The organism is Salinicola socius (assembly GCF_001937195.1).
GTDB classification, from domain to species: Bacteria; Pseudomonadota; Gammaproteobacteria; order Pseudomonadales; family Halomonadaceae; genus Salinicola; species Salinicola socius.
Map to the genome: position 1 here is coordinate 1 of NZ_MSDO01000004.1, position 23,020 is coordinate 23,020.

The window sequence follows — 23,020 nt, forward strand, 5'->3', positions numbered from 1 at the left end:
CCTGGAATGATGTTCAAAGGGAGGAAGGAAAATCCGCCGTTGCAAACGGGTTCCAGCAACGACGCCAACGCCTGTACTATAAAAATTCGAGTAATGGTCAGCAGGAATCGCAATGAAGACCATCGGCATACTGGGCGGCATGAGCTGGGAATCCACGCAGAGCTATTATCGGTTGCTCAACGAGGGCGTGCGTGACCGTCTTGGCGGGTATCACTCGGCGAAGATCGCCATGGTCAGCGTCGACTTTGCCGAGATCGAGGCGCTGCAACAGAGCGGTGATTGGGATCAAGCGGGAAAGACGCTGGCGACAGCGGCCCGTCAGATCGAGGCCGCTGGCGCAGAGTGTCTGTTGCTGGCGACCAATACCATGCACAGGGTGTCCGGTGCGATCGAGTCGGCACTGAGCATTCCGTTTCTCCATATTGCCGATGGCACCGGTTCACGATTGCGTGCCGCTGGCATCGATCAGGTCGGCCTGCTGGGTACGCGGTTCACGATGGAACAGGATTTCTATCGAGGCCGGCTACTCGACGGGCATGGCATTTCCTGCCTGGTGCCGTCTCGGGAAGATCGGGATAGCATTCACCGAATCATCTTCGAAGAACTGGTGCATGGCGTGATCACCGAATCGTCGCGACGGGTTTATCAGGAGATCGTCACCAGGCTTCAGGCGCAGGGCGCAAAGGGTGTGATTCTGGGGTGTACCGAGATCGCCTTGCTGCTCCGACCGCAGGATTGCGATCTGCCGCTCTATGATACGACCGCGCTGCATGTCGACATGGGGCTCGAATTCGCTCTGGATGACGCGGCGACGATCCTGCAATCTCCCTCGGATTGATCAGATAATTCAGTCTCCTGCTCCGACCCTGCCGATCGATAATGGCGCTGGGGACAATCCCCTGCGTACTTGCCCGGCCTTCGGGCCGGGGCTTTTTGATGCGCGGCCGGTTAGCGCTTCTTCTTGCCGGTTTTACCCGCCCGTGATGTTCTTTCCCACAACGCTTGCCGGTGGTAGACCCCTGAACCGGGTACTCCGGCATGGCTGTGAATGCCGTGTCGGCTGAAGTTCAGGTGGGCGCCGCGAGGGCCGATCGAGAGCGTCGGACCATGATTGTCGAGCCGAATCCGCAGCCCTGGAGCCAGCCGCAGCATGCGGCGAAAGCGAAGTCCCATGGGATATCTCCTGGAAGTTTCTTTACGATTGACTGCGACTGACGGCATTCGTTCGGCGGTCTTTCAGCGTTTGCCATACCGGGCTACCAGGAACGATCAGGGCCAGCACGGCGCAGGCGGCAGCGGGAGAGAGAACATCGAAGCTGGAGTCCAGCGACCAGTGATGGAACAGCCCGTAAAAATATCCGACGTGATTGGGGCCGCCCCCGGCGTACTCGTGCTGGGCGATCTCGCGCCCCAGGAATACCGCGACGATCAGCGAGCCGCCTACCCAGCGACCGACGAGGGGCCAAAGCAGACACTGGAAACTCAGGGCGATAATGGCGTGCTCGAAATGGCTGGTATTCATGCAAACCTCGCGGCAATCGGTTGGCGTCAGCATAGCTGCTCGCGAGGTGAGCGACGTTGGATCATTCCTGGCGCGGCTGCCTGACCCGGCTGGCACCCGGCGTGACGTGGCGGCAGGCGGGCAGGACCCTGTCGCGCAGATAATGCCGATTGGCGGCGCAGACGCTGAGGCCGTCACCGCCGTAATGCTCGAGACAGATCACGCCGCGAAAGCCGGCTTCGACGGCGAGCTTCATCGCCTGACGGTAATTGATCAGGCCACTCTCCATCGGTGCGGGGAAGGCGACATAGTGGCCACGCTGGCTGTCCTCGTCTCGCATGTAGTTCTTGGCGTGCCAGAAGTTCGACCACGGCAATACCTTGCGGAAAGCCTCGAGCCACGGTTCCACCGGCCGGTGCAGGCGGATCAGGTTGCCGATGTCCGGGTTCAGGCCGACCGAATCGAGGGCGATCTCTTCGACCATGGCGACGGCCGAGTCGGCGCTGCCGAGATAGGTGTCCTCGTACATCTCCAGCGACAGCACGATGCCCAGCTCGGCGGCGTGCTGGCCGAGTTCGCGGATACGTGTCACTGCCTTGTGCCACTGCGCTCGATCGTCGGGATCATCGCGGTGGCCTTCGACCGTCCAGAACCAGAGCTGTCGCCGCTGGGCTTCGGTCAGGGGGCGGTGCAGACCGATCGAAACGGTGCCGATGCCGAGCCTGGCCGCGGCGTCCAGCGAGCGATGGCTGTAGGCAAGGTGGTCGTCGCCATGACGTTCGTCGATCACGCTTGCGCGCACTACCGAGATGGAGCTGGACTTGAGCCGCGCCGATTTGATCACGCTGGCGAGAGCGTCGAGCTGGGCATTCGACATGTCGCCGGGGCGAAAACAGTTGTCGGAGAGATCGACGCGATCGAAGCCCGCCTCGGCAATCTCCTGGAACAGCGGCTGCCACTGCTCGGCGCTGGCCTCATGCAGTGGAGTGCCATCCGGCAGACGATTGGGAAATGGCAGCATGGCAGCCGCAATCGGCCAGTCGGAAAGATCGGAAGTCATCTCGGATTCTCGTTAGTGTCAGGGGTGGAAGGCTTAAGGGTAGAGGACTCGGTGTTAGAGGGGATGCCGCTGGCGGACATGGCCGAGGCGAAGAACAGGGCGTCCTGAGCCTGCCGCAGCTTCCACAGGTATGAGCTTTCGTCGATCGCGACATCACGTACGCGAATGGGCTCGCCCGCGCGGACCGGTCTCATCAGCACTCGGTTGGCGGCGAGATAGTAGGGCAGCGGGGCATCGTCGCCGAGTGCGCTGGCCGGCACCAGCGCCGATGATACCTGATCGATGCTGTGGTGGTGGCCATGAGCGGTGAGCGTCGTGCCTTCGGCCAGGTCCGATTGGGCCATCGCGATCAGATCGAGGTGCGGTCTTGGCTGGCTGACGCCGCTGGGAACACCGCGACGCACCATTTCCAGCAGGGTGGTTGCGGCTTCGAGCCCGAGCAGGTGGCGGGGCAGCGGCAGCATTGCGCTGTCGCCGCGGCGACTGACCAGGTGACCTTTCTCGGCCAGCATCTGCCAACTGGCGCGGTCGTGACCGCGTACGACCACGAATACGCCGCCCGCGAGGCTGAATTCGTCCGGGCGGCGCAGGCAGTGGAAGACTTCCAGCGCCGGCGTTCGCGTCAACAGCCCGCCCTGGGCAGCCGGCACGAACAGCTCGGCAATCTCGCTGATACGCGCGATGGGATAATGCAGCGCCGGGCGGTCCGGTAGCAGGCCAGTGGCGTTGGCGACGATTGCCATCTCGCACAGATCCGGCACCGCATGCTGGGGTAGCGCCCTGGCAATTCTGCTGCGATCCGCTAGCCACTGATGATGGCCTTGGTTGTCCAATCCCGCGGGGAGCTCCCAGCGCTCCCCGAAGCCGGGGACGGCGACAGATCGACCGTTGCTGGTCATGGTCTCCCTGGTGGCGTCGAACACGAAGTCGTACTCGCTCGATTTGCCGGCAGCCAGGATTTCCAGCCCCACCGTCTCGGCCCAACTGATGAGACCGATTGCCAATGCCGGCTGATCGCCATCCACCGGGCTGATCACGCAACCCTGCTTATGCGCCATGGCCGCCAGGCCGGGGCCGATCACGTTGTCGGCTTCCTTGGTCACCAGGGCGACATGGTGTCCGGCTTCAATGGCGAGCGCTGCGTGGCGAGCGCCGGCCTCGGGGTGACCGGTGGCTTCGATCACGACGTCCAACGGCAGTTCGATAACGGCTTCCAGTCGGTCGCCGACGATCCAGTGGCCGTCGTCCCAGGCGCGCTTGGCCTCTGCCGGCGTTCGGCAATGGCGGATCCGACGGGGTTCGATGCCGGCATCGGCCAGCGCCTTGGCCGCCAGATCGGGGTCGAGGTCGAGCACGATGCGAGTGTCGACGGTCGTCAGATGGCGGGCGTGAACCACGAAGCTGCGACCGAACCCGCCGGCGCCGATCACGCAGCAACGGATGGGGTCGCCGCCATCGAGGTAGTGGGAAAGATGCATGGGCGATGTCCTCGAATGGAACGCGGGCCTGGGTTTAGTGCCGAGAATCGGGCGTGGAGGGCTCGTGTGTCTGCGGCTTCTGGCGGTGCAGCCGCTGCCGCCAGCCGCGGAGCCCGACCAGTTTGGAGATCAGCGGCCATACCAGCATCAGTACGCCGAGCCCCATGATCGTGGTCACCAGCGAATTGGACCAGAACACGGTCAGCGAGCCGTCGGACATGACCATCGACTGCCGGAAGGCTTCCTCGGCGCGGTGGCCGAGCACCATGGTCAGTACCAGCGGCGCGACCGGGTAGTCGAGTTTCTTGAACAGATAACCGAGCAGGGCGAAGAACAGCAGCAGCCAGAAATCGAAGGTCGAGTTGGCGACCTGGTAGACCCCGGTAAAGATCACCGCGACGATGACCGGTCCGATGATGGCGAAGGGCACCCGCAGGATCGAGGCGTAGAGCGGCACCGTCGCGAGCACCAGAATGACCGCGACCACGTTGCCGAGATACATGCTGGCGATCAGGCCCCAGACGAAATCAGGGCGGGTGACGAACAGCATCGGCCCCGGGGTGAGGCCCCAGATCATCAGTCCACCCATCATGACCGCGGCGGTGGCGGAGCCGGGTACGCCCAGCGCCAACATCGGCAGCAGCGCAGAGGTGCCGGCAGAATGATCCGCGGCTTCCGGCGAGACGATACCGTTGGGCTCGCCCTTGCCGAACCGCTCGGGATGTCGGGAAAAGCGCTTGGCAAGGCCATGGCTCATGAACGAGGCGGCGGTCGGCCCGGCGGGGGTAATACCCATCCAGATCCCGATCAGAATGCTGCGCACCAGCGAGACCCAGTAGCGCGGCAGTTCAGCCATGGTGCGCAGGATATCCTTGATCCGGATCCGGCTCTTGATCCCATTGAAGCTCAAGCCCTCCTCGGTCGTCACCATCAGCTCGGCGATACCGAAAAGGCCCATGACCGCGACCAGGAAGCTGATGCCCTTGACCAGGTCGGGAATCCCGAAGGTCAGTCGCAGGCCGCCGGAAACGCTATCCATGCCCACGGTGGCAAAAGCCAGCCCCAGCATCATCGAGACGAGCGTCTTAGAAGGTGCGCTGGAACTCATGCCGATGAAACTGCAGAACGCCAGAAAGTAGACGGCGAAGTACTCCGGCGACGAAAACTTGAGCCCGAACTGGGCCACCCAGTTGGCCAGCAGAGTGATCATCACCACGCCTGCGAGGGCGCCCAGGCCGGCGGACATGAATGCCAGCGTCAGCGCGCGGGTCGCTTCGCCATTGCGGGCCATCGGGTAGCCATCGAACGTCGTGGCGACAGACGAGGGCTCGCCGGGAATGTTGAACAGAATCGAGGTGGTGGAGCCGCCGAAAAGGGCGCCCCAGTACATGCAGCTCAACAGGATGATGGCCGAGACCGGATCCATGGTGAAGGTCAACGGCAGCAGCAAAGAGACGCCGTTGGGCGCGCCCAGTCCCGGCAGCACGCCGACCAGCATGCCCAGCATCACCCCGATCACCATGATCATGAGGTGATTCCAGGTGAGGATGGTGGCGAAACCGTCCATCAGCAGCGAGAGATTGTTCATGGTGCGATCTCCGGAAGACGGGCGCTTAATAGATGCCGAACGCGTGTTCCAGCGGGCCTTTCAAAAGCGGCACCTGGAAAACGAGTTCGAACAGCAGATAGAAGCAGATGCTGATGGCGATACCGCTGGCCAGCGATTTCCACCAGGCGTAATGGCCTTGCAGACGCATCGCGAACAACACGTAAAGCGTGGTGCCGACATAGAGCCCCAGCAGCAGGGAGACGATGGCAAAGCCGATGATCGGCAGCGTGAAACGAGCAAGCGATCGGAGTCTGGCGGCATCCAGGAAGGTTTCATCCTTGTGGCGATGGCCGATCACCGTACGCAGCAGGTTGACGAGGCTCCCGGCGACGATCAGTATCCCGATCCAGAACGGGAAGTAGCCAGAGTCCGGCCCGCTCGGCGTCCAACCGGTGCCGACCTGCCAGGCGCCGTAGCAGATCGCCATGCCGATGGCGCCGGTCAGAAGTGCCGTGGCGATCTCCATGGTGTAACGGGAAATGCCATTGTGGGTCATGCTGTTCCCTCCCTCTGGAAAAGAAGGGCAGCGCGAAGCTGCCCTGCAAGGTCAACCACTCGACAACGTCGTCGGTTCAGGAAGCTCGTCGTCGGTTCAGGAAGCGCTCCAGCCTTCCTGCTCGAAGACTTTCTTGACGGTGCTGGCGTTGTCATCGATGTACTGCTTGAGTTCATCGCCGCTCAGGAACTGGCTGGTCTGCACCGTGCGAGTGACGTAGTCCTTCCACTCCGGGGTTTCGCTGACCTTCTTCAACAGATCCTGGTAGTAGGTCACCGCTTCCTCGGAGGCGCCGGCCGGCAACCAGACGGTTCTCGGCATGCGGTATTCGGCGATATCGATCCCCTGCGACTGACAGGTGGGAATATCCCCCCAGCCCTTGCCCTCATGGACGGGTTCGCCCTTGGGCAGCTGTTCCGGGCTGAACACGCACAACGGTTTGATCATGCCGGCCTGCCACTGGCCCAGGTTCTCGTTGGGATTGTTGACGTTGGCGTCGACATGGCCGCCGGCCAACTGCACCAGCGCCTGGCTGCCGCCGTTGAAGGGCACGTAGCGGAATTCGGTACCGGTGGCTTCCTCGATCATGCTGACCAGCGTCTGATCGGTATCCTTGGACTGGCTACCGGCGAACTGCATCTTGCCCGGGTTCTGCTTGGCGGCGTCGATGAACTCCTTGGCGCTGGCGTAGTCGGCGTCTCCGTTGACCCAGATCAGGAACTCGTCCATGGCCATGGCCGCGACCGGCTGGAGGTCGTCGGCGGCGTAGGGCATGTCACCGACTTCGGGCAGCAGATATTCGTTGTTGGTGCCGAACGTCAGCTTGTAGGGGTCATCCTTGGACGACGCCGAGTAGACATAGCCTTCGGCACCGCTACCGCCGCCTTTGTTGGAGACGATGATCGACTCGTCCATCAGCTGATGCTTGCCGATGATCGACTGTACCGTGCGGGCGAAGGTGTCCGTGCCGCCGCCGGCGCCGGATGTCACCACGAATTCGACGGGGCGGTCCGGTTGCCAGGCCAGCGCGCTACCGGAGACGGTAAGTGCGGCGAAGAACAGGGCCAGCGGCCTGAGTTGATGAGTGCAAAGCGGTTTGAGCGTATACATGGCGTTTCTCCTGTCATCTATGGCGTTATTGCTGTTGTGCGAATCGCTCGTGATCCATGGTCGACTCGTATGAGTCACTAGCTCTCCAGCGTGCCGGCCGATGCCGACAGGCTGAAACTCAGTCCGCTGCCGCCTGGCGGGCTCGGCCGGCCATGCGTGCCGCCAGCAGCAACGCTTGGCGCGAGGCGCCGAGATCGGCAATGCCGCGGCCGGCGATGTCGTAGGCCGTCCCATGAGCGGGAGTGCAGACGGGGAAAGGCAGGCCGCCGAGCATCGTCACGCCGCTATCGAATCCCATCATCTTCATCGCGATCTGACCCTGGTCGTGATACATGGTCAGCACCGCGTGAAAGCCTTCTTTCACGGCGCGAAGAAAAACGGTATCGGCCGGGAAGGGGCCTTCGACATCCATGCCCTGTTCGCGCGCGCGCTGGATCGCGGGTTCGATGATATCGATCTCTTCCATGCCGAAACTGCCGCCGTCGCCGGCGTGAGGGTTGAGACCGGCAACGGCGATGCGCGGATGATCGTGTCCGGCCTGCTGCAGGCAACGATGCGTCAATGTCAGCTCGTCGACGATCGATTCCGGCGTCAGCGCCGCGGCAACGTCTTTCAGCGGAATATGGGAGGTCACACGGGCATTCCACACCGAGTCCAGGATGTTGAACTCCCGCGCCTTGCCCTCGAAGCCGATGGCGTCGGCCACGAAGCGGATTTCATCGTCGTAGCCCGGGTTGGCGTAGCGCATGGCTTTCTTGTTGAACGGGGTGAAGCAGACCGCATCCGCCTGGCCGCCATGGGCCAGTGCCAGCGCTTTGCGGAAGTTGGCCGAGGCGAACTCGCCGCCGGCCGGTGTCGCCTTGCCTTGATCGACGTCTTCCAGTGCCAGATGGGCAAGGTCGAGAAAAACCGGGGTCGATTCGAGATCCGTGAGCGAGCGGTTCTCGTCGATGGATTGAAGTGATGGTGAGACACCGGCGACGCGGGCGCCTTCGTCGAAAATACGGCGGTCGCCGATGACGACCAGCCGGGCGGCACGGTTGACGGCATCATCGGCGGCCAGTTTGGCTGCCAGCTCGGCGCTGATGCCCGCGGGGTCGCCCATCGCCAGGGCGATGATCGGCAGCTCGGATGCGTCGTGACGCGATGGGGAATGAGCCATGGTATCTCCTCGTCGTTTGGGTTGGCACTTCGTGGTGAAGTGCCCGCTTTGAGAAGGAGATTGCGCTCAAATCCAAAATGTATACATTATACGTTGGTATTGAGCAGCGGTCGTTCCAGGCGCAGTATGATGGCTTCAGACTGATTCCGAAGCGCGTATCATTGATCGTGCCAAAGCTGAATCGATACATTCGATGCGCCACTTTCCATCACCGGTCCCACATTCATGAAGAAGACAGCCACGTCCGCCACGTCATCGCCTCGTTCCGCGATCACCCGGCATTCGCTTCATGATGCGATTACCAGCCACCTTCGGGACATGATCATCGAAGGCGACCTCGAACCGGGTAAACGCATCTACGAGGGTCCGCTCTGCGAACGCCTGGGCGTATCGCGTACGCCGTTGCGGGAAGCGCTCCGCTATCTGGCGAGTGAAGGACTCGTTGACCTGACGCCGCAGCGCGGTGCGTCGGTCCGCCAGTTTTCGGCCAAGGACATTCGGGACATGCTGGTGCTGATTCGTACCCTCGAAGAGCTGGCGGGGCGTCTGGCATGCGCCGAAGCGAGTGACGAGGAGATCGCCGGGGTTCGAGAGCTGCACGATCAGATGCTCGACTACTATCGGCAGGGAAATCGACTCGATTACTACAAGACCAATCAGCGCATTCACTCCGCCATCGTCGCGCTAAGCCACAACGAATCACTGATCCAGGTGCATGCATCGCTGCAGTCGAAACTCAAGCGCGTGCGATTCATCGGGCATGAAGGGCAGGAGAAATGGGCGGCGGCAGTCGCCGAACATGAATCGATGATCGACGCGCTCGAGCGGCGGGAAGCGCATGCGCTGGTGAGCGCACTGAGTGAACATCTTGCTCACGCCTGGGAGCGAGTCAGGGACGTCGTCTCCTGAGTCTAAATGGTTAATTGTCTATATGACTAGCCCTTGCGTTGTAGGCAATCTCTTACACAAAAATCAGAGTATCTACTCTATTGCCGTTTAATATGGAGAGTTATGATTTCCTTTCGTTGTAGATCCTTGGTTCCCCGACTTCGGTCGGGGATTTTTTTGCGTCAAAATCGACGCTCACGGTGTCTATTAATATGATTGGCTAGATGAATTGTTGATGGGAAAGTCATTTCGCTATTCAGTCAGTGCGGATAATCAATATAAGGATGTCGCCGGGTCATGTATGAAAAGAAGTGGCGCTAGCGTTATCATGGAGGTTACAAAAACACACCAAATAGAGGTTCCTAGTTAATCCACGTTAGTAGATCTATTTATTCTGCTGTCGCAGAATGGTCAGAACGCGGACGCTTTAATGTCAGTTTCCCAACCCCCATGACATTAAAATCATCACCTCTGCCGATCGACATTCAAGGCGGGGCATGAATAGCAGCGATGGCGGTTGGCGGGAACATGATCCCTCGACAAGAGGTGTCGGAGATCGGAACCCCCGTTATCGAACCGGCAATTATCGAAATTCCGGACACTGGAAAGTCCAGACACGAAAAATCCTAATATGGAAAGCCCGGTCACATTGCTTGTACGTCAAGGATGGCGACAGAAAGGAGTACCCGTGACGGAATACGGGCCATGGAAGCGGTGAGCAATGCCGCACCTTTCAGCAGGGTAGGCACGTGCTGATTGAAAGCCCGGCCGGTCAGTGACGACCGGCCGGGCTTTCTCTTATCCGGCGATGGCACAAGTATTTCCAATGCGGGGGCGATCATGGCGCTTGCATGTCTAAGTCTTTGGATTTACGATCAAAACCATTGCGGGTGTAGCTCAATGGTAGAGCAGAAGCTTCCCAAGCTTAAGACGAGGGTTCGATTCCCTTCACCCGCTCCAATTACCCTCCCAGATACGTTCAAATACATCTCCTGAATCACCTCAAGTCCACGCCACGTCTACGTTTTCCTGTTTAAATACGTCCATTCATGATTAGCGTTAGTCACAACTGCCCTGTATGGCCTAATGTATGGCTAGATTTCAGCCATACAAGAAAGGTTAGATGAAGCGCAATCAGATCAAACGGCGTCCACTCGCGGATACCGTACTCGCCAAGCTTGAACCAGAGTCCCGAGAATACCGCGAGAGCTACGGTGTCGACCGGCTCTATTTCGTCGTGGCGCCATCGGGGCGCAAGCGTTGGGAAGCACGCTATAAGAAGCCATCCACCGGTCGGTGGGCGTGGATGGGCCTGGGCGGTTATCCTGACACCTCCGCCAAGCGAGCCCGGGCACAGGCCCAGCATGCCGCCGAACTGCTGGCCGATGGCATCGATCCGGTAGAGCACCGGAAGGGCGGACACGAGCACCCGTTCCGCGAAGCTGCCGAAGCTTGGTACCAGGATAAGGTCGATCGCGGTCGGGCGGAGAAAACGATCAAAGGCATGCGGTATTGGTTGGACAATGACTCGCTGCCCGCCTTTGGCGATATCGCGATTCATCGGGTGACGCGCCGAGATTGTGCCGCGCTGCAGGAGTCTATTGAGAAGCGGGGCGCGTTCAACACGGCAGAGAAATCACGCACCTGGTTGAACCAAATTTTCGGCCGCGGTATCGCCCTTGGGCATACCGAGAACAACCCCGCCTCAAACTTGGCCGACGTAGCTGCTCAGGCCCCCAAGGAAGAGCGTTATCCACACCTACTTGAGCCAGAGTTGCCGGAGTTCCTTCGGGGTCTGAGCGAGTCACCCAGCAAAATGATCGTGAAAACTGCCGCTTGGATGGTCGTGCGCACCGCCTCGCGCCCCGGCATGGTTCGTTGGGTTGAGTGGTCAGAGTTGGATGGTGATGTGTGGCGGGTGCCGGCCGAGAAGATGAAGATGCGCCGCGATCACGTCGTACCGCTGACACGCCAGGTGCTTGAAAGTATCGAGGCACTGCGGCCGCTGACCGGCCGATCGCGCTACCTGTTCCCTGGTGAAGGCGAGAAGACGCCGGTCATCTCGGACATGGCTATCAACACCTGCTTTTCGCGGATAGGTTACAAGGGAAGGATGACCGGCCACGGCTCAAGACACACGGCGAAGACGCTGCTATCCGAGCACGGTTGGCCGACTGACTGGACCGAGGCCATGTTAGCCCATACGAAGAAGGGGCTGGAGGGGATCTATAACCAGGCCGAATACTTGCGCCACCGGCAGCAGATGATGCAGTGGTACTGCGACTACCTGGATGCCCTGGAGCAGGGCATCACGGAGGAGGATCGGCTGGCCTTTCGTGACAGGGTCAAGCGGCAGGTTGGAGGCTGACGTATCAACCCCTTCTGGCCCTCGCCATCCGCTGGCGCATCCAGTCCTCGATTTCGTGCTCGATCCAGTAATTGGGGGCCTGACGACTGTCGCCGTCCTTGAGAGGCTTCGGAAAACCTGCATGATCGTCGTTCATCAACTCGTAGAGTCGAGAGCGTGAAACCGCGATCTTGTTGCATACGTCGCGCGCTCGTAGGAAGCGCAGCGGGGCCGGTTCTGTGATGTTTGCCTGCATATCAAACTCCTCTCAATTTCTTCCTGAAAGCCATGTCTTTTTCACGCTGCCGCTCTTGCTGTCGTTCGTGCTCGGCGGCGAGCGCTTCTCGGACCCCTGGGGTATGCAGTAGCTGGCGGTAATGCTGTCGTGCTGCCTCGATCTGGCCAGCGATCCGGTCGCGCTGGCGGCGTAGCATTGGCAGCAGATCCTCAACCGGCAGCGGCTCTCCGTTCTCGCCGACCAGACCGGTGCCATCACATACAGCGCACGGCCCGGACGAGAACATGCCGCGAAACTCGCCGGATCCGTTGCACTGCGGGCAGTTCTCGGTGGTCGGCTCTTGCCAGTGCAGTGGTTTGCTCTTCGCCATCCGATCTCCCTACGCGGCTTTCCGGCTGGCGAGGAACCGCTCGGCCAGCGCCTGGATGCGTGTCTTGTCGGAGTGCCTGGCGGCGAACTGGCGTCCCGGGTCGACGATACCGGTGGACTGGCTGGCTTTGACGCCCAGTACCTCGACCATCGGCGGGTCTGAACCCTCGTCGGTGTTCAGGTAGATCGCGGTTACCTGTTCCTCTTGGCCTTCTCGATCCAGGCGACCGATGATCTGTTCGTGCACCTTGGGCGACCAATCCAGCTCGCCGAAGATCACCGTCGAGCAGCGATGCTGTAGGCCGTCCAGCCCGGCGCCGCTGCGCAGCGACATGATGAAGAGGTTGGTCTCTCCTTCGACCAGCCGGCGCACCGACTCCCGTTTCTGCTTGTCGCTCTCGCTGCCGGTGTACATCGCCGGCGCGTACTCGCCGAGTTCATCGAGCCAGATGTCGTAGACGTCCCGGTGCCAGCCCATCAGCATGACTGGCATGTCAGCATCGAGCAGGATTCGCGCGTAGCGGGCGACGTTCTTGGCCTTGGCTACGCCGGTGGCGTGTCGCACCAGCAGGTCTAGTTCCCGCCCGGCGCGGCCACGCTCCATGAACGTGCCGGTAGTCGTCTTCAGCGCGAGCTGGCGGGCAAGGTCGTCGATCGATGCCAGCGCGTCGTCATCGCTGTCGATGTGCTCGACAATCGTGTTGATCGCCGGCATCTGCTGGCCGACGTCCCGCTTCGTGCGGCGGAGCATGATGTTCTGTTCTCGCAGATAGGAGCCGAGGGCCTCGGGATCCTTCACCTGGCGGTCATCCTTGAGCCACTCCCGCGAGAAGTCGCCCCAGGTGCCGAGCACCATGTCGTCGAGGAACTGCATCACGTTCCAGATCTCGGCGCCGTAGTTGTAGATCGGGGTGGCGGAGAGTCCCAGGCGATAGATCGCGGCGCTGGCCAGCGCCTTGGCCGCTTCACCTTTGCCGCTTTCGGTACCGCGGCGCAGCTCCTGAATCTCATCGAACGCCACCGCCTTGAAGAATCCGTCACCGAAGGTGTCGATCCACCCCAGCAACTGGCTGTAGCGGTAGAGGTAGACGTCCGCTGGCGGCAGATCGTAGGGCCTTGTGCCCTTGATCTTGTGCACCCGCAGCGTGGTGAAGGCCTCGATCTTCTCTCGCCATTGGTCCTGTAGGTGGGTCTGCATGACCACGGCCGCCGGCAGCGCACCGGGCTCGAGCAGCATCGCCGCCGTGGTGTAGGTCTTGCCGAGACCGACATCGTCGCCCAGCAGTAGAGCCCGGCGCGCCAGACAGAGATCGACCGCCTGCCCCTGATACGGGCGGACGATCTGCCCCGGTCGCAAACCTTGGCGCTCGCTGGGTCGATAGTCCGGCCGCAGAATCGTTTCCATCTCGGCCTGGCTTTGCTCGTACTGAGCGCGGCCACCATCCAGAGAAACCTGATCATCCAGGCTCATCGCCATTGGGTAGCGCTGCAGGAACCAAGACAGGTCGGCGCATTGCTGCGTGTCGGCGGGGAAGTTGAAGGTACCGGTCTGGTGCTTTGGCACCCGTGGGAAAAGCTGCTTGAGGCGTATGGCGACGTGCGGTGGCACGTCGGACATTTGCCACCCGTCGCCGGTACGGCGAAGGGTTCCGTAGATCTTCGTCATAACCATCCGGCTCCGAGTGAGGCGACCCGTGCGGGCTTGCCGTTGATCTCTGGCGGTAGCTGCATCGCGGTTCCGGTCAGCAGCACCACCGCGTCGACTGATTCGTGGAGGGCGTAGCGCTCGAGCTGCCGGAAGATCCGCTTGCGCTGCGCCCTGATCTTGAGCTCGACCACCACCGACACACCCTCGACCTTCACCAGGAAGTCGGGAATGTCCCGATCGGAAAGGCGGTGCTCTCGCGAGAACCTCCAGCCGGTGGCGGTGAGGGCCGACTCTAGATCGGCCTGAGCTCGCTTCTCGACGATGGCGTCGATGCGCTGGCCCGCGAGGAACGAGCAGAGTAGGGAAGCGGCGATATTGGCTGGCACCGGGGTCATGCAGCACCTCGGCGGAAGTCACGGAACAGATGGGTGGAGAGGCGGCCAGCCGGGGAGGCCAGCCAGGCATTCAGGTCTCGCTGAAACTTGCGGACGCGGTCGGCGCGGGAGGCGGTCTTCGTGCGTTTGTTGTGATTGCCGGTGGGCGGCTCGATCAGCTCGGCGCCGCGCTGGTTGAGCTGGTGGTAGCGATACTTGAGCGTGTCTTTGGCGATGCCGGAGAACCTCGCCAGATCGGGGAATGTGGTCGGCTCGCCGGTGAGCGGGTGGTCGATGATGGTTGAGGCACTCATGACGGCACCTCCAGAGCGTTGATCTTGTCCGGGCGGAATCCCGACCACTCGTCGAGTGTCTCGCCGGCGTCGTTAGTGACGACAAACACCGGCAGCGTGCGGTGGCCAGCGGCGCGAAAACGCTCGCGGTGTTCATCGGCGGCGGGGGTGGCGATGGAGTTGTGTCCGGCTTTCAGAAGGGCGCGCTCGGTGGCGTCGCAGGCGTGGCAGGCCTCGCCGGTGTAGACGGTGATGTTCATGCGACCTCCTACAAGAATTCGCGTGGACCGATGAGTAGCTTTAAGCGAAGGCTCCCCGTAGTCTGAAATCGCCGCGTTCATGGCGATAACAAGGAGCAGGGAATGGGATTCAAAAAGATGGCTCTAATGGTGGGTCTGCTAGCGTTTCCGGCAGTCTCCTTCAGCGCCGAGTTCACTCAGGCCGATCTATGCAGAGCGATGGTTTCAGCCACGATGGGTCGAGATGTATCGATCATCCATGTGGATCGACAGTCCGGTGGCATCACTCATCTGTCGTACAACCGCCCAAGCGACAACAGTCATTGGGCTATGCGGTGCAGGCTCGATGGCAATCGGATTATCTGGGCGACCGATACAGGCCGCTGGAGAACCCACAAGCTTGACGAAGTAATTACCTACGAGGTCTCGGGAGACAGGCTCACCATCACTCAAGACTGGGGCGATGGCTCAGCGAGCGTCGACGAATTCACGAAAGCCCAGTTCTAGGATCGGCCTCGCCACCCAGCCACTCGATCAGTTGATCGACGAAGGTGCCGAGGGCGCCGGTCATCAGTGCGAAGTCGGTTTCGAGGCTGACCACCGGGTCATCGCCGTTATCGGTCTGGCTGGCTTCATCGAGTAGGGCGTCGTCGAACTGCAGGGACTTGAGCGCGAGGTCGTCATGCAGCACGGCGCGAAGCTGGCCTTCGCTGCCAATGCTCAGCTTGCTGGCCTGGCGGCCACCTTCCAGCAGGCTCTGCATCTCCTCGCTGTCCAAATCGACCGAGCGGGCGCCGATGACGCCGTCATCCTCCGCGGCGCGCAGCTCGACCCGGTCGCCCAGCAGCAGGCTGGCGGGGCGTTGGCCGGGATCGGATAGCCAGGCCGTCATGCCGCGCCCCGGCGGCGTCTTCGTGGCCAGCGGTGTGACCTTCAGCGAGCCCAGCGTCTGGCGGAGCAGGTCGAGCACCTCCTCGGCACGCTTGCGGCTGGAGGCGTTGATGCCGATCAGGTTGTGGGTGGTGTCCCACCAGAGTTCGACACGCTGTGACCGGGTGAAGGCTTGGGGAAGCAGCTCCTCGAGCACCTGCTCCTTGAGCAGCTGACGTTCTCGGCGGGAAAGCAGCTGGCCTTCGGCAAGCTCGCGGGCCTCGGCGCGCTCGCTGACTTCCTCATTGACAACGGCGGCGGGGAGCAGGCGCTCCTGACGCAACATGGCGATCAGGCGGTGGCCCTGGATCTCGTGGACGCGGACTTCGCTGCGCTTGCCTGCCGGTGTCGTCCAGCCAACGCGGCGAGCCTCACGCGGCGACACGGGGCGGAAGGCGAATTCAGCCAGAGCGGCTTCGAGAACGTCGAGTGGGATCGCCTCGGCGTCGTGGACTCGGTAGAAATGGGCATGTTTGAACCACATGGCTAGGCCTCCTTGGCGTGCGTCAGGGTGTTGGGAGCGTGCTGCGCGATCTCATGGCCCAGCGCGACGCCGTCACCGAAGGCCTTACCATTGCCGAAAGCCTCGGCTGATCGGATCTCTCCCTTGGGTTTCCAACCGTTGATCTTCCAGTCGGCGAGGAAGGCATCGATATCCGCCTGCGCGGCGTCGTACATGGGGGCCAGCACCGGCAGCTTGTCGCCGTCCTCGTCTTCCAAAGCGCCCTTGCGGCCCGCCTCGATAAGCTCGTTGACGCGCACGCGGATGCGGTACGACGCGCCTTCGCAAAAGCTGGTGATCCACGACATCGGGTGAACATGTCTCGGACGAAGCTCTCGGCTGCTGCGCTTGGCCTCTGCGTAGACCGACCGGACGACAGACTGAACAACGCGCATCGCTGTCTCCCGGTGTAGCTCTCGTCCGATCAGGGAGAAGCGCTTGCCTGCTCCCTCATTCGGACGCCGAAAGACCGGCTGGCCGTGGGTAAGGCCCTTGCAGAAGTAGAGCCGAGCGATGGCGAACATGACCTCTTGGCACCATTCCCCGCGAACCAGCAGCGTTCCCTTCTCGCTCGTGGAGATTCCATCACCGTCGTCGAGGTCGGATTCTTCCATACCGTGCTTGGCAAGCAGGGCGTGAAGTCGGCGAGCGGCGATCATCGCCTCGTTCTCGCTGGTGGCGTCGTCCGCCATTGCCTTCAGGCGACGGAGACGCTCTTTCGTCTTCGCGTCCATACGGACCTCCTCAGATGGTTATGCGTCCTCGCCGGGACCGGTGATCTTGATAGGGAAGGTTCCGATGATCTGGAGCGCTATCTGCACGCCGGCACGAAAGCCTTTGCATTTGTCGCTGCCTTTCTCGAAGACGATGGCGTCATCGGCGTCGCCCAATCGGATGCCCTTGTCTGTCTGGCTCACTACCAGCTGCAGCTGGTCGACGGCGTGCTGGTGGTGCTCCTGAGCCTTGAGGATCAGCCGGGCGAGGGCTTCATCTCCGTAGACGGCCTCGCTCTCATCGGAAAGGAACGATGTGTCGAGCTTGTCGTTGGTCATTGCGGCCTCCTCAGGCAAACAGCCGCCGGTCTTCGTCTACCGGGTAAGCTGGGTTGTGGTAGCACCAGAGCGAGCCGCGCCGATGCGGGAAGTGATAGCCGTCGCAGCGGCAGGTATCGCGCCGCCAGGGCTTCGAGTCAGCCCATTTGTCGATCCGTAGCGTGTTCCGGCGGCCGCACCGGGTGCAGAGCGGGCCGATCACGTACTCGTCTGGATGCCTGGGCTTCGTCTGGCGGGCGCCGCAGATACGGCAGCGGCAATGCCGTCGAACGGGTAGATAGACCTGCATGGCTGCCTCCGGATAGCGGGCAGCACAAAAGCCAGCACCCGGTCGGTCAGGCGCTCGCTGTTGTGCTGGTGGATACGAATTGGCAATGGTTGCCCGAGGCGCCCTTGTGATAAGTTCGCCGGTCGTCAACCTATTACTGGATAAGAATCAAATGATTAAAGGCGTGATCTTCTGCGTTATTTTCCTGGTCGTTCAGCTCATTGGCTTGAACTACGTCGACAACAGGCTCAATTCCTCTCCGAAGGAAGCGCGCCAGGTAGTAACCACCACGCCGGCAATCAATCGTGAGGAGAAAGAGAAGAAGGACTCGCGCCTATCTTGATCGCTCAAGAGAGCGGAATGAGACATCACCCTGCGGGCGCAGGGTGATGAGATACTGAGAAACTATGTGCGACGGGGCCGACCTTGAGGGCCGATAGGACGGAGAAGCGCGACTTCCACCGCCCGTTCACGATCCATACCCTTGTCGACAAGCTTTTTGACCCGGGTTTTCAAGGTGGCGAGCGGCATATCCTGCTTGGCTGCTCTGACAGCCATGCCTCCTTCTCTTGCAGCCCCGCCTTTCTTCTTTATGAGCAGCCTTTGATCGCGTGAGCAGATCTTCACTCGGGGGGTCCTTGAGGCGTGTTGCCTCGAGTTTGCTATGGTTTGAAACCAAAGAGCTCCGGTTGGTGGTTACTTACCTGAGCCCTTGCAATTTAAGCCAGAATTGCCAAATGTCCTAATACAATGCTGGTAGTTGCAGCCATACCCATTTTGACATCCCGTTGGTGAAAAAGAGCCCGGCACCGGGCCGGGCCAAAGGTACGCAGGGTATGTAGGTGCCGGTCAGCCCCGGCTGCTCACCACTACGCAGGTGACGCGAGCCCACTATCACCACAACAGCGGGATTCGTTTGCTCATTTGCTGTGGTAACTTGGGGTTTCACCACAACAGCAATGGGATACATATGCCAGATAACAGAGACGGGCGGGACACACCGCGGCCTACTTCACCGCCGCCAGATTGGCAACGCAACCACGAGACGAGTAGGCGTGAGCCACCTCCACCTCCTAAAGAAGAGAAGTAGTCACATGAGCCGAAACAGGACTGAGTTCAACATCTACGTGTCCTACAACGTGGAGAAGCTCACCGAGACTTATTACTCGCGCCTGGATCGGCTCTTCACTCTCCTCATGATTCTCATGGGATCCGCCGTTTTTAGCGGTCTCAGCAGTCAGTATTGGATGGGCGTCGTTATCGTCATCGTGCCGGCTCTCCAGCTCGTCTACCGCTTTGGCGAAGTAGCTGGCCAAGCTGGTTCTCAGAAGCATCGATATTCATCTCTCATGAACCGCATGCAACACATGGAGGATGAGGAGCTCGCTGATGCTTTTATCCGGACTCAAGAGCGCGATGTAAGGCCACTGAGTGCGATCGAAAGCCTCGCCTTCAATAAGGCGTGCCACATGCGTGGGCAGGCTGACCATTGCGCCGATCTGAATCTCCTCGAGAAATTTCTAGCTGTGTTCATTGGCGCCAACCCTTGCTCCAGTCCAAAAGCGTTAAAGACCGATCGGCAAGCCTGATCTCTGTCCCGCATCGATAAGCCGTCTCCACCGGGGCGCTACGTCCGCTTGCTTCCCGGCCGCTCCGTTCTGGTATTGGCCGTGGCCGGATCTACCGGCCCAGCCGATTTCCGGGCCCTCCTCTCGCGTGCGGTGCAGCTCGCTCGAGCACGGAGACGGCTTATCGATGGCCAGCGGATTACGCACCGCTGGCACTGCGTGGGGTCCGAGTTGTTAAAGAGCTACTGCATCCCGAAGCGCCCGCGTCCGCAGACGCTTTCGGATACAGGCCGCCATCCGCTGGCGGCTGCGTCGTTCAGTTGCTGGCGTAGGCGCTGCCGTCGACCGGTGAGAGCACCGGGGCGCAGGCGGTGTCCGCGATACCGTCGTAGTCCGGGTGGCCGTATCGGCGGGCTGGTGCCACGCCGCGGGCGGCTTCGGCGTTCCATGTCGCCACGCTTTCGCAGTACTGCGCTTGCTGCATCAGCTGCACCTCGTAGTCGCTCGGGCCAGGCAGGCCAACGGAGGCAACCGTAAGAACGGCCAGGGTGGCGATCGCGCTGGCAACGCCTGCCAGAGGGCTGGTGATCAGTTGGCGCATGGGGTGTTCTCCTTCTGGCGCTTGCGGGTAATGGCGATCATCCGGATCTGGTCCGCCATCCAGGCGCAGGCGTTTCCCTCGCGGCCAAAGCAGCGGTCCATAATCACGACCAGGCGGTTCTTGCTCGGCACGTAGAAGGCCGGTCGGTAACCGCTGCTCGGCATGTCGTTCTCACGCGGTCGGGCGTGGTACTGGGTATCGACGTCCGGCACGCCATCGGCACAGATGTGCTCGTCGTAGGCGGCACCGACCTGATGGGCCGGGTAGCAGAAGGTGGTGGCGTCCAGATTCATGCCGCGATCCCCGCGATGTCGTACGACTCCTGGCGGCGCGACAGCTTGGTGATGCTGATCGTCTGGCGGCTGCCGCTGGAGCGGAGGCGCTGCATGTGGACGTCGGGTGAAATGGCGCTGACGGTGAGGGCCAGCAGCAGCGGGGCGATCCAGCCGCGTCGCATCGCTTTGGCGACGGCATCGGTGGCGCGCTGGGCATGCAGCCAGAAGTAGAGGGTCTCGGCGGTGCTCTTCACGGTGGCGGGTGACACGCCGCGCAGCTTGGCGATCTCCTTCTGGGTCATCCCGGCAGCTATGCCGGCGATGACGTGCGCCTGCTTGATGGTGGGGAAGCCTTCAGCCTGGCGGCCGACTCGGCAGCGGTAGCCGAATGCCTCGATTGTTTGGTGGTCCTGCGTGACCTGGTTCATCTCGTTACCCACGATGTTCTGTTGTCGTGGATAAAGTAAAGCAACGCTTTCTTTATGAGTCAAGCGCAGCTTTATATTTTTCTTTATGCCAAGAAAAACCCGCCTCGGTGGGCGGGTTCATTTTCGACGAAGTGTCTCAACTGCCCAACTGGGCGATGATAGGAGAGAGAAACTCCCTGGCAAGCCACCATCCTCCACCAAGGATGGACGTGAGGGTAGCGACAAGAGCAAGGATAACGGAGCCATAAAGCTGGTTCTTCGTGACAACATTGTCCAGCTTGTCTGAAATACGATCGATCTTGCCCTCGATGCTTGTAGCTTTGACGCGAATATCGCCAACGTCGCGCTCTAGCTGAGTCACGCGCGCGTGCAAGTCATCCATCGAAGACCCTCCTTTACCACCGTTAACCTTGTTTGCTCCTGAATCTCTTCCTTCAGACTGCCAGCTAGAGTCTCGGTTCCATTCAGGACTGTTATCAAGCGGGAAGGGTATTGCTTGACTGATAGTATAGGTGCATCCGTCACCATCGGAATGCACAGGAGTATGCTTCATCAGAAACTGTGAGCCGTTGATCGAGGTCTCGACGCTTGTCGTGTGATCAACTTTTGTTGTTCGGGCCCCGCCGCTCTCAGCCATGCGAATATCGCTCCGGCTGATTCTTTTTGAGCCAGGCATGTATTGGGCCCACCATCATCCTACGAGCATTCCCACACCGATTACAGCCTAAAGTATAGGCAAATGAGCGAAATTCAGCATTTTCATTCTCGTTAAGCTGAAACTCATGACCCATAAGCTGGGCTAGGGCGGGCCGACTCTCATCTACGGTAACGCCTTGGCCATCGCTTGGAGGCATGAAAGCTTTCATCACCTCCAATTTCCCATGACAGAGGTCACAAGCTCTCGGGACCCATAGCTCATCTAGGAACGACTCGATATCAGATACTGTCAATTTAGAGTTGTCTGAATCCATGTCCCCCTTACTACCAAGAGAGTGCAAATCGTCAGTCATAGTTCCCTCTGGGGCTGGGTTTTGTATCGCTCAGTAACAGTAGGTGATTCTAAATGCAGTAACTGCGTTGGGCTAGTGCAAAAGCACGCTGTACCAGAACACCTTGCCGATGATGCTCACCTTCTCTGGCCAGTTTTCGTCGAGGTCTTCGTCAGGATGCTCAAACTTGTCGGGGTTGGCGCTGCGAATGCGCAGCCCACCACCTGGCAAACGGTAGAGGAACTTCACCCTCAGCAACCCGTCATGATCGATCGCGTACATCTTGCCGTTCTTGATCTGCTTATCGGCTGTGTCTACCCCAACTGAAGCGCCATCCGGCAAGATAGGCTCCATGCTTTCCCCTTCGACATAGGCACACGCTGCTGCCTCTTTCGACACACCCGCACTCCTAAGCGTGCTGCGCTTGAAGCGCAAGGCCGCCCCGTTGTTCTCGACTACCTGGGTTCGCCCACCACCGCCAGACAACGCGACCTCGCGATACAGCGGAAGCTCTACCTCGTCATCGGCGAGGGGTTGGGAGCGATCCCACGGATCCATGTTCTCGGTGAAGGTCAGCTCGTTATCGCTGGCGGATTTTCCGTAATCAGCTGGTGACGTCTCGGATATAAGATCTGCAGGCACTGAATCCTCCTGCTCCTCATAAAACCAATCGATGGTTTTCCCGCTCAGCTGGGCCAGCATCGCTAGATTCTGGTTGGATATCTTCCCAGAGCGCGGCCATTGACCGACCGCTTGCGCGGAAACCCCGGCTTTCTCAGCGATAGATGCCTGAGTGACACCCTTCGCCTTCGCCGCCTTGAGCGCTTCCCTGATTCTCGCCTTGAAGGCCTCTACGTTCTGCACTCGGTTTCCCTCGTTAAGCGTTGCTTTAATTTTCGAGGGGGTAGGCATGCTAGGTAAAGCAAGCTATGCTTTACAGATATAAAGCCATGCTTTAGGTAATCGAGATGATCAGCAAGGCCATTGCTTATTTTGGCGACTCTCGTTCTGCGTTATGCAAAGCGGTCGGCATGTCCCCCCAGTTCCTTTCCCAGGTCAGCACCGGTAAGCGGCCGTTGCCGCCCCGTTATGCCGTCCTGATCGAGGAGGCCACCTGTGGGCAGGTAACCGCTGCCGAGTTGTTGCCGAGCGTCTTCGCTCCTCGATCTACCCAGAAGCGTACCGCAGACGATGAGACCGCCACTTCCGCATGACAGGGGTGGTTTTTCATACAGGTGTAGGGGAGCACGACATGAATTCGATCAAGCCCACTCAGCTAGAAGGTCGACCCCAATGAGCCGCCTTCTCAACGATGCCGTCGATCTCGGCGCGGACGCGGGCCGACGGTCGATCCATTGCGGTACCGCCAACCGCCTGCAAAGCGGCCACTCGCGGATCCTTGTCCGTCACCACTGCTCGGTAAACACCCATTGCCTCAAGGCGCCCGAGAATCTCGGCCTGCATAAGCAAGATCGCATCCAGCTTTTCGTCAGTTGTGGCCATGTCGTCAGCCCTTCGGTGCGGAGTGTTGAAACTCTGACTGTAGCCACTGACGGCATGGCCCTCTATTGCACACAAGTCGACCACCAGCGGGC

30 protein-coding genes and 1 tRNA gene are annotated in these 23,020 nt (G+C 60.6%); 8 read left to right on the forward strand and 23 right to left on the reverse strand.

Translation table 11 applies throughout. The features are described from left to right. Positions 1–112 precede the first annotated feature (112 nt). Entirely contained in the window at positions 113–838 is a 726-nt protein-coding gene (locus BTW07_RS04130) for an aspartate/glutamate racemase family protein (RefSeq protein ID WP_075568908.1), read from the forward strand. A 110-nt stretch (positions 839–948) separates the two neighbouring features. Here the strand turns inward: BTW07_RS04130 and BTW07_RS04135 are convergent, their stop codons facing one another. From BTW07_RS04135 to BTW07_RS04170, 8 genes are all read right to left on the reverse strand, one after another. Next, a complete protein-coding gene (locus BTW07_RS04135) occupies positions 949–1,173 on the reverse strand; it encodes a DUF4236 domain-containing protein (RefSeq protein ID WP_075568909.1) in 225 nt (74 codons plus the stop codon). 22 nt (positions 1,174–1,195) lie between these two features. Next, positions 1,196–1,522, reverse strand: a complete 327-nt coding sequence (locus BTW07_RS04140; protein WP_075568910.1) for a hypothetical protein — start codon at positions 1,520–1,522, stop codon at positions 1,196–1,198. 61 nt (positions 1,523–1,583) lie between these two features. Next, positions 1,584–2,561, reverse strand: coding sequence for a sugar phosphate isomerase/epimerase family protein (locus tag BTW07_RS04145; protein ID WP_075568911.1), 978 nt, complete (start codon positions 2,559–2,561; stop codon positions 1,584–1,586). Beyond that, positions 2,558–4,039, reverse strand: coding sequence for an NAD(P)H-dependent oxidoreductase (locus BTW07_RS04150; RefSeq protein WP_075568912.1), 1,482 nt, complete (start codon positions 4,037–4,039; stop codon positions 2,558–2,560). Before BTW07_RS04150 ends, BTW07_RS04145 begins: the two co-directional genes overlap by 4 nt. A gap of 34 nt (positions 4,040–4,073) precedes the next feature. Next, on the reverse strand, positions 4,074–5,627 hold the full coding sequence (locus BTW07_RS04155; RefSeq protein WP_075568913.1) for a tripartite tricarboxylate transporter permease: 1,554 nt from the start codon (positions 5,625–5,627) through the stop codon (positions 4,074–4,076). A gap of 25 nt (positions 5,628–5,652) precedes the next feature. Then, positions 5,653–6,144 (reverse strand): tripartite tricarboxylate transporter TctB family protein, encoded by a 492-nt coding sequence (locus tag BTW07_RS04160; RefSeq protein ID WP_075568914.1) that lies wholly within the window; start codon positions 6,142–6,144, stop codon positions 5,653–5,655. A 96-nt stretch (positions 6,145–6,240) separates the two neighbouring features. Further along, on the reverse strand, positions 6,241–7,254 hold the full coding sequence (locus tag BTW07_RS04165; RefSeq protein WP_075568915.1) for a Bug family tripartite tricarboxylate transporter substrate binding protein: 1,014 nt from the start codon (positions 7,252–7,254) through the stop codon (positions 6,241–6,243). Positions 7,255–7,372: 118 nt separating this feature from the next. Further along, positions 7,373–8,416, reverse strand: a complete 1,044-nt coding sequence (locus tag BTW07_RS04170) for a 4-hydroxythreonine-4-phosphate dehydrogenase PdxA (RefSeq protein ID WP_075568916.1) — start codon at positions 8,414–8,416, stop codon at positions 7,373–7,375. A gap of 225 nt (positions 8,417–8,641) precedes the next feature. Between BTW07_RS04170 and BTW07_RS04175 the strand changes: the two genes are divergently transcribed. The 3 genes from BTW07_RS04175 to BTW07_RS04185 all read left to right on the forward strand — a co-directional run bounded on the left by BTW07_RS04175 (position 8,642) and on the right by BTW07_RS04185 (position 11,672). Beyond that, positions 8,642–9,325 carry a GntR family transcriptional regulator gene (locus BTW07_RS04175; RefSeq protein WP_075568917.1) on the forward strand — a complete coding sequence of 228 codons (684 nt, stop codon included), beginning with the start codon at positions 8,642–8,644 and terminating at the stop codon, positions 9,323–9,325. Between the two features lie 865 nt (positions 9,326–10,190). Further along, positions 10,191–10,264 (forward strand) — tRNA-Gly (locus BTW07_RS04180). A gap of 163 nt (positions 10,265–10,427) precedes the next feature. After that, positions 10,428–11,672 carry a tyrosine-type recombinase/integrase gene (locus BTW07_RS04185; RefSeq protein WP_075568918.1) on the forward strand — a complete coding sequence of 415 codons (1,245 nt, stop codon included), beginning with the start codon at positions 10,428–10,430 and terminating at the stop codon, positions 11,670–11,672. Positions 11,673–11,676: 4 nt separating this feature from the next. On the opposite strand, the gene BTW07_RS04190 is transcribed toward BTW07_RS04185, so the two are convergent. From BTW07_RS04190 to BTW07_RS04215, 6 genes are read right to left on the reverse strand one after another with little or no spacing between them, the layout of a single operon-like run. Then, positions 11,677–11,907 carry a helix-turn-helix transcriptional regulator gene (locus BTW07_RS04190; protein WP_075568919.1) on the reverse strand — a complete coding sequence of 77 codons (231 nt, stop codon included), beginning with the start codon at positions 11,905–11,907 and terminating at the stop codon, positions 11,677–11,679. A gap of 1 nt (position 11,908) precedes the next feature. Next, on the reverse strand, positions 11,909–12,259 hold the full coding sequence (locus tag BTW07_RS04195) for a hypothetical protein (protein WP_075568920.1): 351 nt from the start codon (positions 12,257–12,259) through the stop codon (positions 11,909–11,911). Between the two features lie 9 nt (positions 12,260–12,268). Then, a complete protein-coding gene (locus BTW07_RS04200) occupies positions 12,269–13,924 on the reverse strand; it encodes an SNF2-related protein (RefSeq protein ID WP_075568921.1) in 1,656 nt (551 codons plus the stop codon). Next, positions 13,921–14,301, reverse strand: a complete 381-nt coding sequence (locus BTW07_RS19785) for a hypothetical protein (RefSeq protein ID WP_075568922.1) — start codon at positions 14,299–14,301, stop codon at positions 13,921–13,923. The genes BTW07_RS04200 and BTW07_RS19785 overlap by 4 nt, the downstream gene beginning before the upstream one ends. Beyond that, the gene (locus BTW07_RS04210) at positions 14,298–14,594 is read right to left on the reverse strand and encodes a hypothetical protein (RefSeq protein WP_075568923.1); all 297 of its coding nucleotides are present in this window, start codon (positions 14,592–14,594) and stop codon (positions 14,298–14,300) included. The genes BTW07_RS19785 and BTW07_RS04210 overlap by 4 nt, the downstream gene beginning before the upstream one ends. Then, positions 14,591–14,833, reverse strand: coding sequence for a thioredoxin domain-containing protein (locus tag BTW07_RS04215; protein WP_075568924.1), 243 nt, complete (start codon positions 14,831–14,833; stop codon positions 14,591–14,593). Before BTW07_RS04215 ends, BTW07_RS04210 begins: the two co-directional genes overlap by 4 nt. A gap of 102 nt (positions 14,834–14,935) precedes the next feature. Here BTW07_RS04215 and BTW07_RS04220 point away from each other — a divergent pair, with 102 nt between their 5' ends. After that, positions 14,936–15,319 (forward strand): hypothetical protein, encoded by a 384-nt coding sequence (locus BTW07_RS04220; RefSeq protein WP_075568925.1) that lies wholly within the window; start codon positions 14,936–14,938, stop codon positions 15,317–15,319. Here BTW07_RS04220 and BTW07_RS04225 read toward each other — a convergent pair. From BTW07_RS04225 to BTW07_RS04235, 3 genes are read right to left on the reverse strand one after another with little or no spacing between them, the layout of a single operon-like run. After that, positions 15,300–16,226, reverse strand: coding sequence for a recombination-associated protein RdgC (locus BTW07_RS04225; protein ID WP_075568926.1), 927 nt, complete (start codon positions 16,224–16,226; stop codon positions 15,300–15,302). The two genes, BTW07_RS04220 and BTW07_RS04225, sit on opposite strands and share 20 nt — an antisense overlap. Before the next feature lie 2 nt (positions 16,227–16,228). After that, positions 16,229–16,978, reverse strand: a complete 750-nt coding sequence (locus tag BTW07_RS04230; RefSeq protein WP_075568927.1) for a DUF2786 domain-containing protein — start codon at positions 16,976–16,978, stop codon at positions 16,229–16,231. Between the two features lie 18 nt (positions 16,979–16,996). After that, positions 16,997–17,296, reverse strand: coding sequence for a hypothetical protein (locus BTW07_RS04235; protein WP_075568928.1), 300 nt, complete (start codon positions 17,294–17,296; stop codon positions 16,997–16,999). Positions 17,297–17,736: 440 nt separating this feature from the next. Between BTW07_RS04235 and BTW07_RS04240 the strand changes: the two genes are divergently transcribed. Continuing rightward, positions 17,737–17,907: a hypothetical protein gene (locus BTW07_RS04240; protein ID WP_158025853.1), complete on the forward strand. Its 171-nt coding sequence runs from the start codon at positions 17,737–17,739 to the stop codon at positions 17,905–17,907. A 751-nt stretch (positions 17,908–18,658) separates the two neighbouring features. After that, on the forward strand, positions 18,659–19,153 hold the full coding sequence (locus BTW07_RS04250; RefSeq protein WP_144076812.1) for a hypothetical protein: 495 nt from the start codon (positions 18,659–18,661) through the stop codon (positions 19,151–19,153). Positions 19,154–19,448: 295 nt separating this feature from the next. Here BTW07_RS04250 and BTW07_RS04255 read toward each other — a convergent pair whose 3' ends face one another. The 5 genes from BTW07_RS04255 to BTW07_RS04275 all read right to left on the reverse strand — a co-directional run bounded on the left by BTW07_RS04255 (position 19,449) and on the right by BTW07_RS04275 (position 22,289). Then, positions 19,449–19,733 (reverse strand): hypothetical protein, encoded by a 285-nt coding sequence (locus BTW07_RS04255; RefSeq protein WP_075568932.1) that lies wholly within the window; start codon positions 19,731–19,733, stop codon positions 19,449–19,451. Beyond that, complete coding sequence (locus BTW07_RS04260; RefSeq protein WP_075568933.1) at positions 19,721–20,026, reverse strand: hypothetical protein; 306 nt, start codon at positions 20,024–20,026, stop codon at positions 19,721–19,723. The genes BTW07_RS04255 and BTW07_RS04260 overlap by 13 nt, the downstream gene beginning before the upstream one ends. Then, the gene (locus BTW07_RS04265) at positions 20,023–20,436 is read right to left on the reverse strand and encodes a helix-turn-helix domain-containing protein (protein ID WP_075568934.1); all 414 of its coding nucleotides are present in this window, start codon (positions 20,434–20,436) and stop codon (positions 20,023–20,025) included. Before BTW07_RS04265 ends, BTW07_RS04260 begins: the two co-directional genes overlap by 4 nt. Positions 20,437–20,572: 136 nt before the next feature. After that, entirely contained in the window at positions 20,573–21,073 is a 501-nt protein-coding gene (locus BTW07_RS19560; protein ID WP_144076813.1) for a hypothetical protein, read from the reverse strand. A gap of 445 nt (positions 21,074–21,518) precedes the next feature. Next, entirely contained in the window at positions 21,519–22,289 is a 771-nt protein-coding gene (locus BTW07_RS04275; RefSeq protein WP_158025854.1) for an XRE family transcriptional regulator, read from the reverse strand. Between the two features lie 104 nt (positions 22,290–22,393). Here BTW07_RS04275 and BTW07_RS04280 point away from each other — a divergent pair, with 104 nt between their 5' ends. Continuing rightward, a complete protein-coding gene (locus tag BTW07_RS04280; RefSeq protein WP_075568936.1) occupies positions 22,394–22,639 on the forward strand; it encodes a transcriptional regulator in 246 nt (81 codons plus the stop codon). 58 nt (positions 22,640–22,697) lie between these two features. Here the strand turns inward: BTW07_RS04280 and BTW07_RS04285 are convergent, their stop codons facing one another. Next, positions 22,698–22,928 carry a hypothetical protein gene (locus BTW07_RS04285; protein WP_144076815.1) on the reverse strand — a complete coding sequence of 77 codons (231 nt, stop codon included), beginning with the start codon at positions 22,926–22,928 and terminating at the stop codon, positions 22,698–22,700. Between the last annotated feature and the right edge of the window lie 92 nt (positions 22,929–23,020).

What these genes read in the sequence shown, in the direction of transcription:
- BTW07_RS04130 (WP_075568908.1), top strand. Translation starts at nt 113, where the DNA reads ATGAAGACCATCGGCATACTGGGCGGCATGAGCTGGGAATCCACGCAG.
- BTW07_RS04135 (WP_075568909.1), bottom strand. Translation starts at nt 1,173, where the DNA reads ATGGGACTTCGCTTTCGCCGCATGCTGCGGCTGGCTCCAGGGCTGCGG.
- BTW07_RS04140 (WP_075568910.1), bottom strand. Translation starts at nt 1,522, where the DNA reads ATGAATACCAGCCATTTCGAGCACGCCATTATCGCCCTGAGTTTCCAG.
- BTW07_RS04145 (WP_075568911.1), bottom strand. Translation starts at nt 2,561, where the DNA reads ATGACTTCCGATCTTTCCGACTGGCCGATTGCGGCTGCCATGCTGCCA.
- BTW07_RS04150 (WP_075568912.1), bottom strand. Translation starts at nt 4,039, where the DNA reads ATGCATCTTTCCCACTACCTCGATGGCGGCGACCCCATCCGTTGCTGC.
- BTW07_RS04155 (WP_075568913.1), bottom strand. Translation starts at nt 5,627, where the DNA reads ATGAACAATCTCTCGCTGCTGATGGACGGTTTCGCCACCATCCTCACC.
- BTW07_RS04160 (WP_075568914.1), bottom strand. Translation starts at nt 6,144, where the DNA reads ATGACCCACAATGGCATTTCCCGTTACACCATGGAGATCGCCACGGCA.
- BTW07_RS04165 (WP_075568915.1), bottom strand. Translation starts at nt 7,254, where the DNA reads ATGTATACGCTCAAACCGCTTTGCACTCATCAACTCAGGCCGCTGGCC.
- BTW07_RS04170 (WP_075568916.1), bottom strand. Translation starts at nt 8,416, where the DNA reads ATGGCTCATTCCCCATCGCGTCACGACGCATCCGAGCTGCCGATCATC.
- BTW07_RS04175 (WP_075568917.1), top strand. Translation starts at nt 8,642, where the DNA reads ATGAAGAAGACAGCCACGTCCGCCACGTCATCGCCTCGTTCCGCGATC.
- BTW07_RS04185 (WP_075568918.1), top strand. Translation starts at nt 10,428, where the DNA reads ATGAAGCGCAATCAGATCAAACGGCGTCCACTCGCGGATACCGTACTC.
- BTW07_RS04190 (WP_075568919.1), bottom strand. Translation starts at nt 11,907, where the DNA reads ATGCAGGCAAACATCACAGAACCGGCCCCGCTGCGCTTCCTACGAGCG.
- BTW07_RS04195 (WP_075568920.1), bottom strand. Translation starts at nt 12,259, where the DNA reads ATGGCGAAGAGCAAACCACTGCACTGGCAAGAGCCGACCACCGAGAAC.
- BTW07_RS04200 (WP_075568921.1), bottom strand. Translation starts at nt 13,924, where the DNA reads ATGACGAAGATCTACGGAACCCTTCGCCGTACCGGCGACGGGTGGCAA.
- BTW07_RS19785 (WP_075568922.1), bottom strand. Translation starts at nt 14,301, where the DNA reads ATGACCCCGGTGCCAGCCAATATCGCCGCTTCCCTACTCTGCTCGTTC.
- BTW07_RS04210 (WP_075568923.1), bottom strand. Translation starts at nt 14,594, where the DNA reads ATGAGTGCCTCAACCATCATCGACCACCCGCTCACCGGCGAGCCGACC.
- BTW07_RS04215 (WP_075568924.1), bottom strand. Translation starts at nt 14,833, where the DNA reads ATGAACATCACCGTCTACACCGGCGAGGCCTGCCACGCCTGCGACGCC.
- BTW07_RS04220 (WP_075568925.1), top strand. Translation starts at nt 14,936, where the DNA reads ATGGGATTCAAAAAGATGGCTCTAATGGTGGGTCTGCTAGCGTTTCCG.
- BTW07_RS04225 (WP_075568926.1), bottom strand. Translation starts at nt 16,226, where the DNA reads ATGTGGTTCAAACATGCCCATTTCTACCGAGTCCACGACGCCGAGGCG.
- BTW07_RS04230 (WP_075568927.1), bottom strand. Translation starts at nt 16,978, where the DNA reads ATGGACGCGAAGACGAAAGAGCGTCTCCGTCGCCTGAAGGCAATGGCG.
- BTW07_RS04235 (WP_075568928.1), bottom strand. Translation starts at nt 17,296, where the DNA reads ATGACCAACGACAAGCTCGACACATCGTTCCTTTCCGATGAGAGCGAG.
- BTW07_RS04240 (WP_158025853.1), top strand. Translation starts at nt 17,737, where the DNA reads ATGATTAAAGGCGTGATCTTCTGCGTTATTTTCCTGGTCGTTCAGCTC.
- BTW07_RS04250 (WP_144076812.1), top strand. Translation starts at nt 18,659, where the DNA reads ATGAGCCGAAACAGGACTGAGTTCAACATCTACGTGTCCTACAACGTG.
- BTW07_RS04255 (WP_075568932.1), bottom strand. Translation starts at nt 19,733, where the DNA reads ATGCGCCAACTGATCACCAGCCCTCTGGCAGGCGTTGCCAGCGCGATC.
- BTW07_RS04260 (WP_075568933.1), bottom strand. Translation starts at nt 20,026, where the DNA reads ATGAATCTGGACGCCACCACCTTCTGCTACCCGGCCCATCAGGTCGGT.
- BTW07_RS04265 (WP_075568934.1), bottom strand. Translation starts at nt 20,436, where the DNA reads ATGAACCAGGTCACGCAGGACCACCAAACAATCGAGGCATTCGGCTAC.
- BTW07_RS19560 (WP_144076813.1), bottom strand. Translation starts at nt 21,073, where the DNA reads ATGGCTGAGAGCGGCGGGGCCCGAACAACAAAAGTTGATCACACGACA.
- BTW07_RS04280 (WP_075568936.1), top strand. Translation starts at nt 22,394, where the DNA reads ATGATCAGCAAGGCCATTGCTTATTTTGGCGACTCTCGTTCTGCGTTA.
- BTW07_RS04285 (WP_144076815.1), bottom strand. Translation starts at nt 22,928, where the DNA reads ATGGCCACAACTGACGAAAAGCTGGATGCGATCTTGCTTATGCAGGCC.